Raw genomic sequence first — 17,102 nt, forward strand, 5'->3', positions numbered from 1 at the left:
CGGTGTAATGCGGCCACCTGAAACAGAACCGCCGCAACTGGTAACCGACAACCGACAACTGGCAACAGATGAAAATATCCCTCGACTGGCTCCGCACACTCATTCCTACCGACAAACCCGCCGAGGAACTTGGCCAGCTGCTGACGGGCTCGGGCCTGGAGGTAGAAGGCATTGAGGAGCTGGAAAGCATTCCGGGCGGCCTGCGCGGCGTGGTGCTAGGCACGGTGCTCACCTGCGAAAAGCACCCCGACGCCGACAAGCTCAGCCTAACCACCGTGGATGTGGGCGACGCTACCCCCCGTCAGATTGTGTGCGGCGCCGCCAACGTGCGCGCCGGCCTGAAGGTAGTCGTGGCCCTGGAAGGCGCCATGCTCTATCCCACCCAAGGCGAGCCGTTCAAGATTAAGAAGTCCAAAATTCGCGGGGCAGCTTCCGAGGGCATGATTTGCGCCGAGGACGAAATTGGCCTGGGCACCTCGCACGCCGGCATCATGGAGCTGGACACCGACTTGCCCAATGGCACGCCTGCCGCCGATTACTTCGGCCTGGGCTCCGACTCCGTGTTCGAAATTGGCCTGACTCCGAACCGGGCCGATGCCGCCTCGCACTACGGGGTAGCCCGCGAGTTGCGCGCCCTGCTGCGCCAGCCCTGCCACCTACCCGACGTCAGCCACTTCCACGCCCCCGCCGAAGCAGCGCAAAATATCCAGGTAACCTTGGAGGACGCTACCGCTGCCCCGCGCTACGCTGGTTTGTTGCTGGAAAACGTGCAGGTAGGCCCCTCGCCGGAGTGGCTGCAGCGCCGCCTGCGCAGCATTGGCCTCTCGCCCATCAACAACGTGGTAGACGTCACCAACTTCGTGCTGCATGAGTTGGGCCAGCCCCTGCATGCCTTCGATGCCGACCAAATTACCGGCGGCCACATCCGGGTGAAGCGGGCCGAGGCTGGTGAGAAGTTCACCACATTGGATGGGGTAGAGCGCACCCTACGCGCCGAGGACCTGGTTATTGCCGATGCCAACGGCACGCCCATGGCCCTAGCGGGTGTGTTCGGGGGCAAAACCTCCGGCGTGTCGGAAGCTACTACCCGCGTGTTCCTGGAAAGCGCCTACTTCGCGCCGGCCGTGGTACGTAAAACCGGCCAGACTCACCAGCTCAAAACCGACGCCTCCTTCCGCTTCGAGCGGGGTACTGATCCGCACATGGTGCCGGTGGCTCTCAAGCGCGCTGCCCTGCTGCTTCAGGAGTTGGCCGGCGCTACGGTGGCCGCCCCGGTGGTAGATGAGTACCCCACGCACATCAGCCACACGTTGGTGCGCTTGCGTTTGCCGCGAGTGGAGAAGCTAGTGGGCCAGTTCATTGCGCCCGAGCGGATTCGCCAAATCCTGACCGACCTGGATATTCTGATTGCGGAGGAGCTAACCAACGAAGCCGGCCACGCCGAGTGGATTCTGTCGGTGCCCCCGCACAAGGTGGACGTGACCCGGGAGGCCGACGTCATCGAGGAAATTTTGCGCATCTACGGCTACAACCACGTGGCCCTGCGTCCCCATAACTCCGCTTCCTACCTCGCTAAATTCCCGAATCCTGATCCGGAGATTATTCGTCAGAATACGGCGCGCTTGCTGAGCGGGCAGGGCTTCTCGGAAATCATCACTAACTCCATTACCAACTCGCTTTACTTCGAGAAGGAAGGAGAAGCGGATGCCGCGCTGGTACGCCTGCTTAACTACAATAGCGCTGAGCTGAACGTGCTGCGGCCTACGCTGCTGCACAGCGGCCTAGAAGTAGTGCGCCACAACGTAAACCGTCGCCAGCGCGACCTGAAGCTCTACGAGTTCGGCAAAACTTACCGCCAGCAGGCTGATGGCCAGTACGAGGAAAAGAACAAGCTCGTCATATACCTAACTGGCAATACGGCCGCTGAAACCTGGCAGCAGAAGTCGGAAAAGGCTACTTACCACCAATTGGCCAGCGCAGTGCAGCAGGTGCTGGCGTTCCTGGGCTTCCCGCAGCCCACCTCGCAGCCGGTGCAACACCCCTACCTGGCCGGTGGCCTCACGCTGTTGGCTCAAAACCAGCCGGTAGCCCAGCTCGGGGCCGTGTCGGGCGCCGTGCTGAAGAAGCTCGACGTGTCGCAGCCGGTGTGGTACGCCGAGCTGGACTGGGACTGGCTGATGCGCAAGTACAAAAACAACCTGGTAGCCCGCGAGCTACCCAAGTTCCCGGAAGTACGCCGCGACCTAAGCCTGGTAGTCGACAAAACCATCACCTTCGACCAGCTCCAGCAGATTGCCCGCCGCACCGAAAAGAAACTCCTTCAGCAGGTGAACGTGTTCGACGTGTACGAAGGCGAAAACCTGGGCTCCGATAAAAAATCGTACTCCGTGAGCTTCCTCCTCCAGGACCCTACCCAAACCCTCACCGACCAAGCTATTGACGGCGTTATGCAGCGCCTGATTCAGCAGTTTGAGCAGCACGCCGGGGCCCTGATTCGGAAGTAACTTGGTTTTTGGTTAGCGGTTTTTGCTAATTGGGTTGCTAATCAGAACTCCGAAATGACGTTCTGCTAAAAGCAGCCAATCATCACCAACCTAAAATCAAAAAATGGCCTCTACCCAGCAGCTTGCTCAACTAGACCGCATGGAGCGGCAGGTAACCACGTTAGTGGCTGCCTATCAGCAGTTGCGCGAGGAGCTGGCCGATGCCCACACCACCATCCAGCAGCTCCGGGCCGACGTGCGCGACCGGGAGCGGCAGCTGAAGGATTTCCAGAATCAGGAGAATATCACTAAACTTGTCAATACCATAGCTGGTGCAGAACCGGCCAATGTTAACGAGCTGAAACTTCGCCTCAACGAATACATCCGAGAAATAGATAAGTGCCTTGCCTATTTGAGGGAGTAACCACCACCTAACCCACCGCCTACTGGCTACTGATGTCCGAATTATCCATCAAAATCCGCGTTGCTGACCGGGATTACCCCATGCGGGTAAGCCCCCAGGATGAGGAACGCCTGCGCCTCGCGGGCCGGCTGCTAAACGAGCGGCTGAAGGAATTTCGTGACCGGTACGGCATTCAGGATAAGCAGGACTTGCTAGCCATGATTGCGTTATCAACAATGGCTGACCAACTCAAGGTCAGCAAGGAAAAGGACGGGACCGACGCGGCCCTGACCGAGCGCCTTGCGCGCCTGGATGAGCTGCTGTCGGGAGTGGTGCTGGTCTAGCCAGTTATGCGGTTAGCAGCAGCGCGAAGCGTAAGCCCGAGCAGGGCGGGGTAATCGGCCCCGCTACCTGCGCGGACATTGGTGTTTCTGCCGGAGCTATGGGTTTCTTCCTTCCTAAAACCCCTTCATAGCTCATGTCCGAATCTCTTTATATTGTCCTGGCAGCCGTGCTGGCCCTTGTGGTTGGCGTGGTACTGGGGCGCCTGCTGGCTGGCAAAGCCCGGCAGGACCACGAAGCCGACGCTAAGGCGCGCGCCCAGCAGTTGCTGGCCGAAGCCGAAGCCCAGGCCACCCGCACCCGCGACGAGCGGATTCAGCAGTCCAAGGATAAATTTCGCACCCTTAAGCAGGAATTCGAGCAGGAAAGCCGCCGCCAGAAGCAGGCCCTAGAACAGGAATTGACCGAGCGCCGCGCCGCCGTAGTAGAGCAGGAGCAGAGCATCAAGCAACTAACCCTTACTACCCAAAAGCAGCTGGAGCAGATTCAGCGCAAGGAAAAAGAGCTGGAAGCAACCCGCGAGAAAATAGAAACGCAGGCCCTGCAGCAGCGTGAAAAGCTGGATGCCCAGGAGGAAAAGCGCCGCACGGTGCTGGAAAACCAACTGGCCAAGCTGGAACAGCGCGAGCGGGAAGTAGAAGAGGAGTTGGAGGAGCGCGGCCAGGAGCTGAGCACCAAGCTGCACCAGGTAACCACGCAGCTAGAGAATATTTCGGGTCTGACCGCCGCCGAAGCCCGCGAGCAACTGGTGGAGTCGCTGAAAAACGAAGCTCAGATCCAGGCTTCCAGCTACATCAAAGACGTAGTAGCCCAGGCCAAGCTCACGGCCACCAAAGACGCCAAAAAGGTAGTGCTGGAAACTATTCAGCGCACCGCCGCCGAGCACGCCATTGAGAACTGCGTGTCCATTTTCAACATCGAGTCGGACGACGTGAAGGGCAAGATTATTGGCCGCGAAGGCCGTAACATCCGGGCCCTGGAAGCAGCTACTGGTGTGGAAATCATTGTGGACGACACGCCCGAAGCCATCATCATTTCCGGCTTCGACCCGGTGCGCCGCGAGGTAGCCCGCCTAAGCCTGCACCTGCTGGTGAAGGATGGCCGGATTCACCCGGCCCGCATCGAAGAAATTGTGGCTAAAACCCGCAAGAATATTGATGAGGAAATCGTCGAAATCGGCGAGAAGACCATCATCGACCTGGGCATTCACGGCTTGCACCCCGAGCTGATCAAGATGGTAGGCCGCATGCGTTTCCGCTCCTCTTACGGGCAGAACCTGCTGCAGCACTCCCGCGAGGTAGCCAACCTGTGCGCTACTATGGCCGCCGAGCTGGGCCTGAACGTGAAGCACGCCAAGCGCGCCGGCCTCTTGCACGACATCGGCAAGGTAAGCACCGAGGAACCCGAGCTGCCCCACGCCATCCTAGGCATGGAAATGGCCAAGAAGTACAAGGAGCATCCCGACGTAGTCAACGCCATCGGCGCCCACCACGACGAAATTGAGATGACAGCCATGATTTCGCCCCTGGTGCAGGCCTGCGACGCCATTAGCGGCTCGCGCCCCGGTGCCCGCCGCGAGATGATGGAAAGCTACATCAAGCGTCTCAAGCAACTGGAAGAAACGGCCAACGGCTTCAAAGGTGTTAACCAGTGCTTTGCTATTCAGGCCGGCCGCGAGCTGCGCGTGATGGTAGACGCCGAAAACGTAACCGATGAGCGCGCCGCGGAGCTGAGCTACGAGATTTCCCAGAAAATTGAGAAGGAAATGCAGTACCCTGGTCAAATCAAAATCACGGTTATCCGGGAGATGCGCGCCGTAGCCTACGCCAAATAGCCAACTAGGCAAATAAAAAAGCCCGCTGCAACCGTTGTTGCGGCGGGCTTTTTTATGCGTTATGCAACGCTGGCCGTGTTGTGTGGCTCCTGCAGCAAACCCTCTCATTCAACTGACCTATCGAAAAGACTAATACAAACGGTGGTAGCTTATTTATCTATTCTTAGAAAAGCGGGCAGCGCCGCAATTGGAAGCCTGCTAGTGAGTTGCTCGGTGTACGCTCCCTTGCAGCCCAGTGCTCCGCTGGTACACAAAAAAGGTGAGGCCGAAGTAGCTGCCAGCGCCTACCTCACGGGGAGGCTGGAGGGCTCCGCTGCCTACTCACCGGCCAAACACCTCATCGTGCGCGCAGCCGGCGGCCTACGCAGCGACGGCAGTGACTCCACTTACTTCCGCATTCGGCAGCTGGAGGCTGGAATCGGCACTTACCACTATATCGATGAGCAATGGTTGCTGGGGGGAATGATGGGGTATGGCAGTGGGCAGAGCAGCCGACGTTACCGCGACGGCTTTGAGTCTATCTTCCAGGATTCCGTACTGAGCAACGAGTATGCGGCTCGTTTCCGCAAGCTCTTCGCGGAAGCTTACGTGGCGAATGATGCGGGCTGGACTACTTTTGGGGTAGCCTGTCGCTTTTCGCAGGTGCGGTTCGCCTCTCTTACAAACCGTGGGGTTCCTGTACCACTGCGGCGCATGACACGCCTTGAACCCATGCTGTTTATTCGTTTCGGTGGGCAAGGGCGTATTCCGTGGCTGCAAGGGCAGGTAGCCACCAGTTTGTCAATGCCAGCAGACGGCCGGATTTTTTCGGCCAATGAGGCTATCAGAGACACCAAGGAAGGACGGCTTTTTACTTCCTTCGGGCTGGTTATCTACCCGCACTTGTTTAAGGATTAAGACATCTGGTTAATCTGCCTTCTTTAGTTTGGCAAACAGGTTGTTTAATGATTCGGCCCAGGTAGGGTGGGCAAATACCATGTTCTGCAGCTGGTCGCAGGTAAGGTTGCCGGCCATGGCTAACTGAATCATGGACATGATTTCGCCGCCTTGCTCACAGAAAACAGTGGCCCCAATGAGGTGGTCCCGCGCATCCACCAGCACCTTCATAAAGCCCGCACTGTGGCCCGTTTCCTGGGCACGGCCCACTACGCGCACGGGCATGGTGGCCACGCGGTAGTCGAGTTGCTGTTCCTGGGCCTGCGTTTCGGAAAGGCCGATGCGCCCGAGTTGGGGTTGGGTGAACACCACGTAGGGTAGGGGGCGGGATTTGGCCGAGCGGCGCTTGCGGTGCAACAGGTTGTCGCGCACTACGCGGTAGTCGTCGTAGCTGAGGTGGGTGAACTGAGGGCCGGGATGGACGTCGCCAAGGGCGTACACGCCGCGCACATTGGTTTGCAGCCGCTCGTTTACCAGAATGTAGCCTTTGTCGTTGGTGTCGATGCCGGCCGCCTCCAGGCCTAGGTCGTCGGTGTTGGGCTCCCGACCTACGGCTACCAGCAAGTGGGAGCCACGTAGGCGCCGCTCGCCGGCAGCAGTAGTAGCCGTAAGTGTATACACGCCGTCGGCGTTGCGCGACACGTGCCGAACCCGGGCACCGAGAACAAACTCAACCCCATCGGCCTCCAATTGGCCGCGCAGGGCCTCGCACACGTCATCGTCTTCGCGCTCCAGCAGGGTAGCAGACTCATCTACAATGGTAACGCGGCTGCCAAAGCGGCGGAACATCTGCCCAAATTCCAGCCCGATGTACCCCCCGCCCAAAATCAGCAGGTGCTCGGGTAATTGCTTGAGGTCCAGCAGCTCTTCGTTGGTCATGAACCCGCTCTCGGCCAGCCCGTCAATGGGGGGTACGGCGGCCCGGGTGCCCGTGTTGATGAAGATAAGCGGGGCTTTTACTACCTGCTGCTCCCCGGTAAGCAAAGCAATGCGCACGGTGCGCGGACTGATAAAGGCCGCGTGGCCGTGGAGTACGGTAATGCCGGGTTGCTCTTCCGTCAGATTTTTCTCTACGCCTTCCCGCTTGGCTTGAATGATGGCATCTTTTCGCGCTACAATGGCGCGAAAGTCGGGCCGGGGTGCGCTGGCTTTCACTCCGTAGTCGGCGGCCGTAGCTACCTGCTGCATCCGTTCGGCAGAAGCGAGCATGGCCTTCACCGGCGAGCAGCCATAGTTGATGCAGGAGCCGCCGAGGTAGTGTTTCTCAACGAGGGCTACCTTGCGCCCGGCCTTGGCCAGGGCTGTAGCCAAGGGGTTGCCGGCCTGGCCGGAGCCAATGATAAGCGCATCGTAACGAACAGAAGTAGCCATAGAGAGCAAGAGTAAGGGGCCGAAAGCCCAACGGTAGCGGTATACGCGCCAACCAGGTAAAGCGCCGCCCCGCTGCCTAACACAACGAAAGCGCCGTTCCCACGTTCTGCCTCCAACCGCTCATTTCTGCTGCCTATGCCGCTTTTGCTTCGCCGCTGTCTTCTGCCGCTTCTGCTCCCGTTCCTGGCAAGTTGTTCTTCCCTTTATTTTCCGCCCCCGCCTCAGGTGCCGCTCCTCACCCAGAAAGGCGAGTGGAGTGGGGGCATTCACACCAATTTCAGCCAGAACACGTCGGTGCAGGGTGCTTACGCCTTTGCTGACCATCTGGGCGTAATGGGCTCGGCGTCTTTTCTGCACACCGATAAAAAGAAGCGGGCCGAGGACCACGATTTCGCGGAGCTGGGCCTCGGATATTTCACCCGCATTCGGGATAAGCGCGTGCTGGAGTTCTACGGCGGCTACGGGCTGGGCCACACCAAGCGGGTGGAGCGCACCCCCGCCGAAGGCATCACGCGCACCCTAGAAGGTAACCTGACTAAGTATTTTGCCCAGGCTAACTACACCTCCAAGGACAAGAAAACCTACCACGTGCTCGGCCGCGACTGGCCCGTTACCTACGGTACCGCCCTGCGCCTGAGCTACGTCAACCTCAGCAACTTCCGTCTCGACAACCAAGCCCGCGCCTCCGAGGACAACATCTTCCTGGAACCCATTACCTACACCCGCATCAACCTGGTAGGCCCCGTTGATTTTCAGCTAATCAGTGGCAGCAACTTCGGCCTAAAGCATCGCAAGTACCTGAAGGCTGCCAACTCGGTGTTTCAGTTCGGGCTGATTGTGAACGTAGGCGGGCAGAGCGGCCTGAAGTAGTGATGTAGCAAATAGCTCTGATACCCGCATTGGAAATTTCGGCGACTATCCAAGCCCATCCTACCCAAGGGCTACGAAGTATAAAAATTAAAACTTTCAGACCGTTTGGTTTGGCGCAAATAAAAAGCCCTGGCGCAAGCCAGGGCTTTTTATTTATCAGTAGCTAGAAGGAATTACTTGTTGCCCAACACGCGCAGCATCGTGTCGCCAATTTCGGCGGGCGAATCTACTACGTGGATGCCGCACTCGCGCATGATGGCCATTTTAGCAGCGGCCGTGTCGTCGGCACCACCTACGATGGCACCGGCGTGGCCCATGCGGCGGCCGGGAGGAGCCGTTTGACCGGCAATGAAGCCTACTACAGGCTTCTTGTTGCCGGTTTCTTTGATCCAGCGAGCCGCTTCGGCTTCCATGCCGCCGCCGATTTCGCCAATCATTACGATGCCCTCGGTTTCGGGGTCGTTCATGAGCAGTTCCACGGCTTCCTTGGTGGTAGTACCAATGATGGGGTCACCGCCGATGCCGATGGCCGTGGTCTGGCCCAGGCCCGCCTTAGTTAGCTGATCAACGGCCTCGTAGGTCAGCGTGCCCGACTTCGAGACGATGCCTACGCGGCCTTTCTGGAAGATAAAGCCCGGCATGATGCCTACTTTGCACTCGCCGGCTGTCATTACGCCGGGGCAGTTCGGCCCAATCATGCGCAGATCCTCGCGGCCTTTGAGGTATTCCTTCACCGCAATCATGTCCTTGGTTGGGATGCCCTCGGTGATGGTCACGATAACTTTAATGCCAGCGTCGGCGGCTTCCATGATGGCGTCGGCGGCAAAAGCCGGGGGCACGAAGATGATGCTGGTATCGGCGCCGGCCTGGGCTACGGCTTCGGCCACGGTGTTGAACACCGGCCGGTCCAGGTGCTGGGTGCCGCCTTTGCCAGGCGTTACGCCACCTACTACGTTGGTGCCGTATTCAATCATCTGCTGGGCGTGGAATGAGCCCTCGGAGCCGGTGAAGCCCTGCACAATCACTTTGGAATCCTTGTTGACCAGAACACTCATAGAAGCGGGGTTAAAAAGAAGATGCGGGTTGCGGGTGGGAACTAGCCCCCGCCAATACGGCAGCGGCGTGCAAAAGTAGGCTTTTTTGGGGGCGCGGCAAGCTACTGCCGGATTCGGGCAAAGGACCAGGGCAGCCGAGCCAGCCACTACCCACCCCGGCCGAAACTAGTTCAGCTACCCGCGCTGTTCACCTCCGAATTATGCCCACCTGGGCCGCCCCTTCAGAATACCCCTACGATGCTGCCAGCAGCCTTTTCTGCAAAGCACCCACCCCAAGCCGGCTCCGCTCTGCTTGAACAAGGTTAAACAGCCGCGCCGGGTGCATGAGGGTAATTGCAACCTCGCAGCCGCCACCGAAGCTACCTCAGCACACCAAGGAATTGCTTTCTCGACTTACGGGCCCGCTACAGAGGTAATGGCCTGCTCCTTCGGGCTACGGCGGCAAATCCGTACCTTTGCGGTCCTCTCTCCATTACTACCTACCTCTCACCCATGTATCTAAATAACATCATTGAGGCTATCGGCAACACCCCGCTGGTAAAACTCAATAAAGTCACGGATGGCATCAAAGGCACCGTGCTGGCCAAGGTGGAATACTTTAACCCCGGCAACTCGGTGAAAGACCGGATGGCGCTGAAAATGGTTGAAGATGCCGAGCAGGCAGGCTTGCTTAAGCCCGGTGGCACCATCATCGAAGGTACTTCCGGCAACACGGGCATGGGCCTGGCGCTGGCTGCCATTGCGAAGGGCTACAAATGCATCTTCACCATGAGCGACAAGCAGAGCAAGGAAAAGCAGGATATTCTGCGGGCCGTAGGCGCGGAGGTTATCGTGTGCCCCACCAACGTAGCTCCCGACGACCCGCGCAGCTACTACTCCGTGGCCCGGAAGCTCAACCAGGAAATTCCCAATTCCATTTACCCCAACCAGTACGACAACCCCTCCAACTCGGCGGCGCACTACGAAACTACCGGCCCCGAGCTATGGGCTCAGACGGAAGGTAAAATCACCCACTATGCCTGCGGGGTAGGCACGGGCGGCACTATCTGCGGCACGGCCAAATACCTTAAGGAGCAGAACCCGGCCATTGTAACGGTAGGCCTGGACACGTACGGCTCGGTGTTCAAGAAGTACAAGGAAACGGGCATTTTCGACGAAAACGAAATCTATCCTTACAAAACCGAAGGTATCGGCGAAGATATTCTGCCTAAGAATGTTAACTTTGACTTGATTGACCTCTTCATCAAAGTCACGGACAAGGACGCTGCCATCATGACTCGTCGGCTTGCTAAAGAGGAAGGGTTGTTTGTTGGGTGGTCCTGTGGCTCGGCCGTGTACGGAGCCCTGGAGTACGCAAAAGAGCACCTAACGGAAGATGATACAATGGTCATCGTCCTGCCCGATCATGGCACCCGCTACCTCGGCAAAATCTATAATGATGATTGGATGCGCGAGCAGGGCTGGCTTTAATCAGTTAGCCCGGTTGGCTTCCTACTTCTAACCTTAACCTCCTGGTATCATGTCAAAGAAGTTGCGCAACGTGGTGTTGGTGGATGATAATGAAACCACCAGCTTCCTGAATAACCGTCTGCTCAGCCGCCTCGACGTGGCTGACCAGGTGCATACCTTTTCCAAAGCCGAGCAGGCCTACCAGCAGATCTGGGGCGGCAGCAAGGGCGAGCAGCCCAGCGACGAAGCCCCCGACCTGGTGTTCGTGGACCTGAAAATGCCCGGCATGGATGGCTTCGAGTTCCTGAAACTCTACAGTTCTCTACCCGAGGCCGTCCGGGAAAAGACCGTTATGGCCGTGCTGACTACCTCCATGCACGCCGCCGACACTGCGCGCGTAGCCCAGTACGAAGGCGTGGAATACCTAGCCAAGCCCCTAACGGAGGAAAAGATGCAGAAGCTGCTGCAAAAGCGTTTCGTAACGGTGTAAGCTTAACTTGCTTCAACCCCAACAAAAAGCCCGGCATCATATAATGCCGGGCTTTTGCGTTAACCGGATAAGACAACCAGAGTGTTTCTGATGTAATTATCCACAACTGCTGTCATTTCGAGCCGCGAGGAATCTGGGTTGAACTCTGGAAGCTAATCCAGATTTCTCGCGCGGCTCGAAATGACAACACCGCAGCTTTTGCGTTAGGCAAATCTTACTTGCTGCACTACACGACTGCCTCTACGAAGCGGAAGGCTTCGCCATCGAACAGGCCTTTGTCGCTGATCTTCAGGCTGGGAATTACGAGCAAGGCCATAAAGGAAAGCGTCATAAACGGGGCCTGCAATGGGGAGCCAAGCTGCTTGGCCAGCGCATCCACGGCCGCGTAGGCTTCCGCTACGTGCGGACCCTGCTGGTCTGACATCAGGCCCGCCACGGGTAGGGGCAGAATCAGTTCCTCTCCATCGGGTGACACCACGGCTAGGCCTCCGCGCGCTGCTACTACCAGATTTACGGCCCGGGTCAGGCTCTCGTCGTCGCATCCTACGGCCGTGATGTTGTGCGAGTCGTGGCCGACGCTGCTGGCCAAGGCGCCCCGCTTCAGCCCGAAACCCTGAATAAAGGCCACGGCCGGTGGGGCTGCGTGGTAGCGGTTTACTACCGTGAGCTTAAGGATGTCTCGGGCCACATCAGGTTGCACCAAGCCATTTTCTACGCGGGCCGGTACGTCGTGGCGGGCCGTAATAAGCTGCCCGTCGAAGCACTCCATTACCCGAACTGTAGCCGCCGGCTGCGGGGCCGGGAGCTGAAAATCCTGGGGGCTGACGGGGGTGGTAGCAAAGTTATTTACTACCGCCACGGGCACGGCCGGAATGAGCGTACGGCCGTTTTCGGCTACCAACTCCCCATTGAGGTAAGTGCGCTGCACCGTGAAATCTGTGAGATTGTCAACCACAATAAAATCGGCTGGGTCGCCTTCGCGCAGCAGGCCTACGGGTAGCGTATAGTGCTCCACAGGGTTGCGACAGGCCACGCGCAGTACTTTTAGCACATCCTGGCCGCGGGCTACGGCGCGCTGCACCAGCTGGTTGATGTGGCCCAGCACCAGGGTATCGGGGTGCTTGTCATCGGAGCAAAACATCAGGTGCTCGTAGTACTCGGGCAGCAAGTCAATCAGGGCTTCGAAGTTGCGGGCGGCCGAGCCTTCTCGGATTAGGATCTTCATGCCCACGGCTAGTTTGTCCAGGGCTTCTTCGGCCGTGAAGCACTCGTGGTCGGTGCTGATGCCGGCTGCGGCGTACTGGCGGGCATCAGCCCCGCGCAGGCCGGGGGCATGGCCATCTACTGGGCGGCCGTACTGCTGGGCCAGCCGGATTTTCTCCATCACCAGCTCGTCGCGGTGGAGCACGCCCGGCCAGTTCATCATTTCTGCGAGGTAGCCGATTTCGGGGTGCTGCTGGAAAAGCAGCTCAATATCGGCGGCTGTTATTTCGGCCCCGGCGGTTTCAAACGGGGTAGCGGGCACGCAGGAAGGCGCCCCAAAGCAAAACTTAAATGGCACCTGCTGCCCGTTCTCCAGCATGTACTTCACGCCGGCCACGCCCAGCACATTGCCAATCTCATGCGGGTCCGAGACGGTAGCCACGGTGCCGTGCACCACCGCCAGCCGGGCAAACTCGGAGGGTACCAGCAGGGAGCTTTCCACGTGCACGTGCGCATCCACAAAACCCGGTAGGGCGTAGGGCAGGGCCGCATCTGGGGAGGTAGCCCCGGTGGCCTCAACGGCCTGAATACGACCGTCTGCTACCGTAACCGTGGCGGGGCGTATGGTATTGGCAAACAGGTCGATAACATTGGCTCGGAGCTGAAAAGTAGCGGGCATAGGCCAGGAAGAAAGCAAAGGTAAAGTTGAGGTAGGCAGGCAGCTAACGGGTAAAGAACCGTATATTTGCCGAAAATCTGCGCCGTGAGAAAGATTGTGACTTTGCTACTGGCCGCCTTAATTGGGGGCACTGGCCTGGCGTCAACTGGCTGCGCGGCCCGCACTCCGCAGCAGAAAAAAACGGCCTCATACAAGCGCAAAGCCAAATCCGGCAAGGCGCCTTGTCCCTGCGATAGTCACTAGCTGGCAGCACAACAGTAAGAGCAGTTTGTTTCTTTACGTCAAGTTCTATTTGTACTCGTGAAATACATTCTCTGGCCTGGGCTGCTGTTGCTTACAGGGTTGCTGTTCAGCGCGGGTACCGTGTACGGGCAAGTACCCGTGTGGAACTACAGTACGGGTGACCCTCATGCTCTGCGCGGCCAGGGTGCTTACCAGCTATTAGATGGTAGCTGGCAGAGCGGAAAACTGCGGTTGGAGCCATCCGGGCACCTGCGGGTGCAGCCTACCGGAGGCGAGGCCAATGTTTATCAAGCGGGAGAGCTAAAAGCATTCGTATTGAAAACAGACACATTTGGGGTGGTACGCAACGTAAGCATGCCGTCGCAACGGCTGTCGGCTGCATTTGCTCAGAAGCTGTATCAGTACGGCCAACTGGCTGCCTTCAAGCTTGACCATCGGTACACGGGCGCGAGTGGTCCGGGCTTTAGCGATGAACTCGTTGCCCCGACGGGTGCTATGGATTTGGTTTTGCAACCCGTTACCGGCGACGCGGTAGTTGTACCGGCTGGGCGCGCGGCGTTTATTAGGACTATGCTGCCACTGGTGGGCGACTGTCCGGAGCTGGCGGCCCAAATCACAAAAGGAAAAGTAGGACGTCAGCATATGCGGCAGATTCTGCAGACGTATGCCAGTTGGCAAAAACTCAATTCGCTGCCAACTTCTAACTAACTACCCCTTTATGCCTGATTCCAATCCGCTTGCCTCCCTGGTAGCTGCCGCCGAAGCCGTGCGCCAGCAGTTGCAGGTGAATAGCTTTGATGCCGACGCCGTTGCGCGCCTGGCTGAGTTCATTGAAGGCCAGCGCCCTACCATAAAAGAAACCGACCGTCAGGGCGTTATTACAGCGTTGGGGTGCTTTTTGGGCCAGTGCCTAGTAAACACCTACGGCGGCACCTGGGCCCAGGGCCCCGATGGTACTACCGGCGTGGGCATCAATCAAACTTCGTTTTTCAATCCTTTTTACCGCGTAAGCGAGCAATTGGCCAAGGGAGAAGCCCAGTCGGTTGCTACTTTTTTTGCGGGTGTACCTGAGCGCCTGGCTGCCAAGCCGGGCCGTAAATCCTGGATTTAGTGAGTCCTTTTAGTCCGCTCGAGCCTAGCACCGACCTTGCCATGAGAAAAATCGTCATTGCCATCGACGGCTACTCTTCCTGTGGCAAAAGCACGACGGCCAAAGCTGTGGCCGCGGAGCTGGGCTACGCCTACATTGATACCGGCGCCATGTACCGGGGCGTCACGCTGTACTTGTTGGAGCATAACATCAGCTTCGACGATCTGCCGCGGGTGGAGCAGGCCTTGCACGACATGCACATTGCCTTCAAGCGCAACCGCAAAACCGGCCGCAATGAGCTCTGCCTCGATGGTGTAATTCGGGAAGATGAAATTCGGCAGATGCGCATTTCCAACTCCGTGAGCGAGGTATCGGTTATTCCGGCGGTGCGCCACGCCATGGTGCGCCAGCAGCAGCGTATGGGTCGCAAGCGGGGGGTAGTAATGGACGGGCGCGACATTGGCACCACGGTTTTCCCCGATGCCGAAGTGAAAATATTCATGACCGCCGACGTCATGACCCGGGCCCTACGCCGGCAAGAAGAGCTGGCCGTGAAAGATGAGCACGTGCCGGTGGAAGATATTGTGGAAAACCTGCGCAAGCGCGACCACCTGGACTCTACCCGCACCGAAAGCCCCCTGCGCCGCGCCGCCGACGCCGTCCTGCTCGACACAACCCACATGATGATTGACGAGCAGGTGGACTTTGTGCTGGAGCGGGTGTCGGCGTCGTTGTTTTCCTTGGCCGCCACGAGCTGGCAGGGCCACGAGCAGAAATAAGAAGGTAGCCGCTGCCAGGAGCAAAAGTGCGGCAGAATTGTTGTAGGTCTACCAGCTATTCGATTCGTGGTCAGCGAATCGTGCGCGCCGACACTCTGGCTGCTGCGCAAGCCCGAGCGTCACATTTTAGAGTCCATGAACGTCACCATCGATAAGAATTCCGGCTACTGTTTCGGCGTTGAATTTGCCATTCAAATGGCCGAGGACGAGCTGGGCCAGCAGGAAACGCTCTACTGCCTCGGCGACATTGTGCACAACCGCATGGAGGTAGAGCGCCTGCACGCGCTGGGGTTGCGCATCATCGACCGGGAGCAACTGGAGGAGCTGCACAATGCCAAGGTGCTCATCCGTGCTCATGGCGAGCCGCCGGAAACCTACGAGCTGGCCCTACGCAACAACATTGAGCTCATTGATGCTTCCTGCCCCGTGGTGCTTAAGCTCCAAAACCGAGTGAAGCACGCTTTTGACGCCACTACCCGCCAGAACGGGCAGGTAGTTATATATGGTCAGCCCGGCCACGCCGAGGTAATTGGCCTGACGGGCCAGACCCGCAACGAGGCCATCATCGTCATGACGGAGCAAGACCTCGACCAGGTGGATTTCTCCCGCCCCGTGACCCTGTTCAGCCAGACTACCAAAAGCACGGCCGGCTTCTACCACATGAAAGAGGTGATAGAGCGCCGTATCAGCGCGGCCGGCGGCTCGTTAGAAGCGTTTGATGCCAATGACAGCATCTGCCGGCAGGTGAGCAACCGGGAGCCGGCGCTGGCTAAGTTTGCCGTGCAGCACGACGTTATCATCTTCGTGAGCGGCCGCAAAAGCTCTAATGGCAAAGCCCTGTTCTCGGTAGTAAACAAAACCAATCCGCGCAGCTACTTCGTGGAAAACGAGCAGGAACTAGATGAAGAGTGGTTTCTCGGCGCCGAATCCGTGGGCATCTGCGGGGCAACCAGCACGCCTATGTGGCTGATGCAGCGGGTAAAAGACCGGATTGAAGAGGTAGCCGCCCACGCCGTATAGCTTACCTCACATCCGTTAAACCTGTCATTCCGAGCGAAGCGAGGAATCTGGCTTATCCGTACAAGGGTAACCTCAGATTCCTCGCTTCGCTCGGAATGACAGGTTTAGAAGGGTAGCTTCCGTACGGGCCTATATCTTCGCGCCATGCGCCGTTTGCTTAACTACTTCCTCAGTGGGTTTCTGATTGTTGCCCCGATTGGCCTAACCATCTACATCCTGTACGCGCTGCTGCGCTGGCTCAACGACCTATTTGCGGGGCTGAGCTTTGATGTGCCGGGCCTGGGCCTCGTGGTAGCCATCCTGCTGATTTCAGCCGTGGGGTTCGTGGCGAAGTCGTTTCTGGTGCGGCCCTTCCTCATTATCACGGAGCGTCTGCTGCACCGTACTCCGCTGGTTAGCATCATCTACTCCAGCCTCAAGGACCTGTTTGACGCCTTTGTGGGCGACAATCAGAAGTTTAACCGCCCCGTGCTGGTGCGCATGAGTGCCGCCGAGCAGACCTACAAGATGGGCTTCGTAACCCAGCCTACCATGGCTGCCATTCACCGCGACGATCTGCTGGCCGTATACTTTCCCCATTCCTATAACTTCTCCGGGGAGCTGGTGCTGGTGCCGGTCCAGAACATTACCTACCTCGACCTACCCAGCAGTGAAGTCATGAAGTTCATCGTCTCGGGCGGCGTATCGAGGCTGGGATAAGAGATGAGTGAATTGATATAGTACGTTATCCTGAGGCGTAGCCGAAGACCCTTATTACGCCTGAACGGCAGTCAATCAACGACTCGTGCTGGCGTGACGAGGTCCTTCGTTGCGCTCAGGATGACGTACTATGTCAATTCACTCACTCACCGATTC

Annotated in this window: 15 protein-coding genes and 1 pseudogene; 13 read left to right on the forward strand and 3 right to left on the reverse strand. The window is 58.3% G+C overall.

Translation table 11 applies throughout. From position 1 onward, the window contains the following. Positions 1-68: 68 nt before the first annotated feature. The 5 genes from pheT (at position 69) to MWH26_RS01955 (ending at position 5,959) form a co-directional block, all read left to right on the forward strand. Entirely contained in the window at positions 69-2,504 is a 2,436-nt protein-coding gene (gene pheT, locus MWH26_RS01935; protein ID WP_247975829.1) for a phenylalanine--tRNA ligase subunit beta, read from the forward strand. 103 nt (positions 2,505-2,607) lie between these two features. After that, the gene (locus MWH26_RS01940; RefSeq protein ID WP_139924494.1) at positions 2,608-2,907 is read left to right on the forward strand and encodes a hypothetical protein; all 300 of its coding nucleotides are present in this window, start codon (positions 2,608-2,610) and stop codon (positions 2,905-2,907) included. A 32-nt stretch (positions 2,908-2,939) separates the two neighbouring features. Further along, the gene (locus tag MWH26_RS01945; RefSeq protein ID WP_188558731.1) at positions 2,940-3,230 is read left to right on the forward strand and encodes a cell division protein ZapA; all 291 of its coding nucleotides are present in this window, start codon (positions 2,940-2,942) and stop codon (positions 3,228-3,230) included. 134 nt (positions 3,231-3,364) lie between these two features. Then, on the forward strand, positions 3,365-5,062 hold the full coding sequence (rny, locus tag MWH26_RS01950; protein ID WP_244694923.1) for a ribonuclease Y: 1,698 nt from the start codon (positions 3,365-3,367) through the stop codon (positions 5,060-5,062). Between the two features lie 213 nt (positions 5,063-5,275). Next, positions 5,276-5,959 (forward strand): hypothetical protein, encoded by a 684-nt coding sequence (locus MWH26_RS01955; protein WP_247975830.1) that lies wholly within the window; start codon positions 5,276-5,278, stop codon positions 5,957-5,959. 9 nt (positions 5,960-5,968) lie between these two features. On the opposite strand, the gene MWH26_RS01960 is transcribed toward MWH26_RS01955, so the two are convergent. Continuing rightward, the gene (locus MWH26_RS01960; RefSeq protein ID WP_247975831.1) at positions 5,969-7,369 is read right to left on the reverse strand and encodes a mercuric reductase; all 1,401 of its coding nucleotides are present in this window, start codon (positions 7,367-7,369) and stop codon (positions 5,969-5,971) included. Between the two features lie 225 nt (positions 7,370-7,594). Here MWH26_RS01960 and MWH26_RS01965 point away from each other — a divergent pair, with 225 nt between their 5' ends. Continuing rightward, positions 7,595-8,239, forward strand: a complete 645-nt coding sequence (locus MWH26_RS01965; RefSeq protein WP_247975832.1) for a hypothetical protein — start codon at positions 7,595-7,597, stop codon at positions 8,237-8,239. A gap of 173 nt (positions 8,240-8,412) precedes the next feature. Here MWH26_RS01965 and sucD read toward each other — a convergent pair whose 3' ends face one another. Then, the gene (gene sucD / locus MWH26_RS01970) at positions 8,413-9,294 is read right to left on the reverse strand and encodes a succinate--CoA ligase subunit alpha (protein WP_244694929.1); all 882 of its coding nucleotides are present in this window, start codon (positions 9,292-9,294) and stop codon (positions 8,413-8,415) included. Between the two features lie 492 nt (positions 9,295-9,786). Here sucD and MWH26_RS01975 point away from each other — a divergent pair. Together MWH26_RS01975 and MWH26_RS01980 are read left to right on the forward strand one after the other, a co-directional pair. Then, positions 9,787-10,761, forward strand: a pseudogene (locus tag MWH26_RS01975) (PLP-dependent cysteine synthase family protein); the annotation flags it as partial. Between the two features lie 52 nt (positions 10,762-10,813). Continuing rightward, positions 10,814-11,233, forward strand: a complete 420-nt coding sequence (locus tag MWH26_RS01980) for a response regulator (protein ID WP_188558738.1) — start codon at positions 10,814-10,816, stop codon at positions 11,231-11,233. Positions 11,234-11,459: 226 nt separating this feature from the next. Here MWH26_RS01980 and ade read toward each other — a convergent pair whose 3' ends face one another. Continuing rightward, complete coding sequence (gene ade, locus MWH26_RS01985; protein WP_247975833.1) at positions 11,460-13,115, reverse strand: adenine deaminase; 1,656 nt, start codon at positions 13,113-13,115, stop codon at positions 11,460-11,462. A gap of 300 nt (positions 13,116-13,415) precedes the next feature. Here ade and MWH26_RS01990 point away from each other — a divergent pair, with 300 nt between their 5' ends. From MWH26_RS01990 to MWH26_RS02010, 5 genes are all read left to right on the forward strand, one after another. Further along, complete coding sequence (locus MWH26_RS01990; protein WP_247975834.1) at positions 13,416-14,066, forward strand: hypothetical protein; 651 nt, start codon at positions 13,416-13,418, stop codon at positions 14,064-14,066. A 10-nt stretch (positions 14,067-14,076) separates the two neighbouring features. Then, positions 14,077-14,469, forward strand: coding sequence for a hypothetical protein (locus MWH26_RS01995; protein WP_247975835.1), 393 nt, complete (start codon positions 14,077-14,079; stop codon positions 14,467-14,469). Positions 14,470-14,510: 41 nt separating this feature from the next. Next, a complete protein-coding gene (cmk, locus tag MWH26_RS02000) occupies positions 14,511-15,227 on the forward strand; it encodes a (d)CMP kinase (RefSeq protein WP_247975836.1) in 717 nt (238 codons plus the stop codon). 135 nt (positions 15,228-15,362) lie between these two features. Then, positions 15,363-16,247, forward strand: a complete 885-nt coding sequence (locus MWH26_RS02005) for a 4-hydroxy-3-methylbut-2-enyl diphosphate reductase (RefSeq protein WP_247975837.1) — start codon at positions 15,363-15,365, stop codon at positions 16,245-16,247. A 144-nt stretch (positions 16,248-16,391) separates the two neighbouring features. Further along, positions 16,392-16,946 (forward strand): DUF502 domain-containing protein, encoded by a 555-nt coding sequence (locus MWH26_RS02010; protein WP_247975838.1) that lies wholly within the window; start codon positions 16,392-16,394, stop codon positions 16,944-16,946. Positions 16,947-17,102 lie beyond the last annotated feature (156 nt).

Source organism: Hymenobacter sublimis, assembly GCF_023101345.1.
GTDB lineage: Bacteria > Bacteroidota > Bacteroidia > Cytophagales > Hymenobacteraceae > Hymenobacter > Hymenobacter sublimis.

Excerpts from the sequence above, each read along its gene's own strand:
- pheT (WP_247975829.1), top strand. The coding sequence starts at position 69 with ATGAAAATATCCCTCGACTGGCTCCGCACACTCATTCCTACCGACAAA.
- MWH26_RS01940 (WP_139924494.1), top strand. The coding sequence starts at position 2,608 with ATGGCCTCTACCCAGCAGCTTGCTCAACTAGACCGCATGGAGCGGCAG.
- MWH26_RS01945 (WP_188558731.1), top strand. The coding sequence starts at position 2,940 with ATGTCCGAATTATCCATCAAAATCCGCGTTGCTGACCGGGATTACCCC.
- rny (WP_244694923.1), top strand. The coding sequence starts at position 3,365 with ATGTCCGAATCTCTTTATATTGTCCTGGCAGCCGTGCTGGCCCTTGTG.
- MWH26_RS01960 (WP_247975831.1), bottom strand. The coding sequence starts at position 7,369 with ATGGCTACTTCTGTTCGTTACGATGCGCTTATCATTGGCTCCGGCCAG.
- sucD (WP_244694929.1), bottom strand. The coding sequence starts at position 9,294 with ATGAGTGTTCTGGTCAACAAGGATTCCAAAGTGATTGTGCAGGGCTTC.
- MWH26_RS01980 (WP_188558738.1), top strand. The coding sequence starts at position 10,814 with ATGTCAAAGAAGTTGCGCAACGTGGTGTTGGTGGATGATAATGAAACC.
- ade (WP_247975833.1), bottom strand. The coding sequence starts at position 13,115 with ATGCCCGCTACTTTTCAGCTCCGAGCCAATGTTATCGACCTGTTTGCC.
- MWH26_RS01995 (WP_247975835.1), top strand. The coding sequence starts at position 14,077 with ATGCCTGATTCCAATCCGCTTGCCTCCCTGGTAGCTGCCGCCGAAGCC.
- cmk (WP_247975836.1), top strand. The coding sequence starts at position 14,511 with ATGAGAAAAATCGTCATTGCCATCGACGGCTACTCTTCCTGTGGCAAA.
- MWH26_RS02005 (WP_247975837.1), top strand. The coding sequence starts at position 15,363 with ATGAACGTCACCATCGATAAGAATTCCGGCTACTGTTTCGGCGTTGAA.
- MWH26_RS02010 (WP_247975838.1), top strand. The coding sequence starts at position 16,392 with ATGCGCCGTTTGCTTAACTACTTCCTCAGTGGGTTTCTGATTGTTGCC.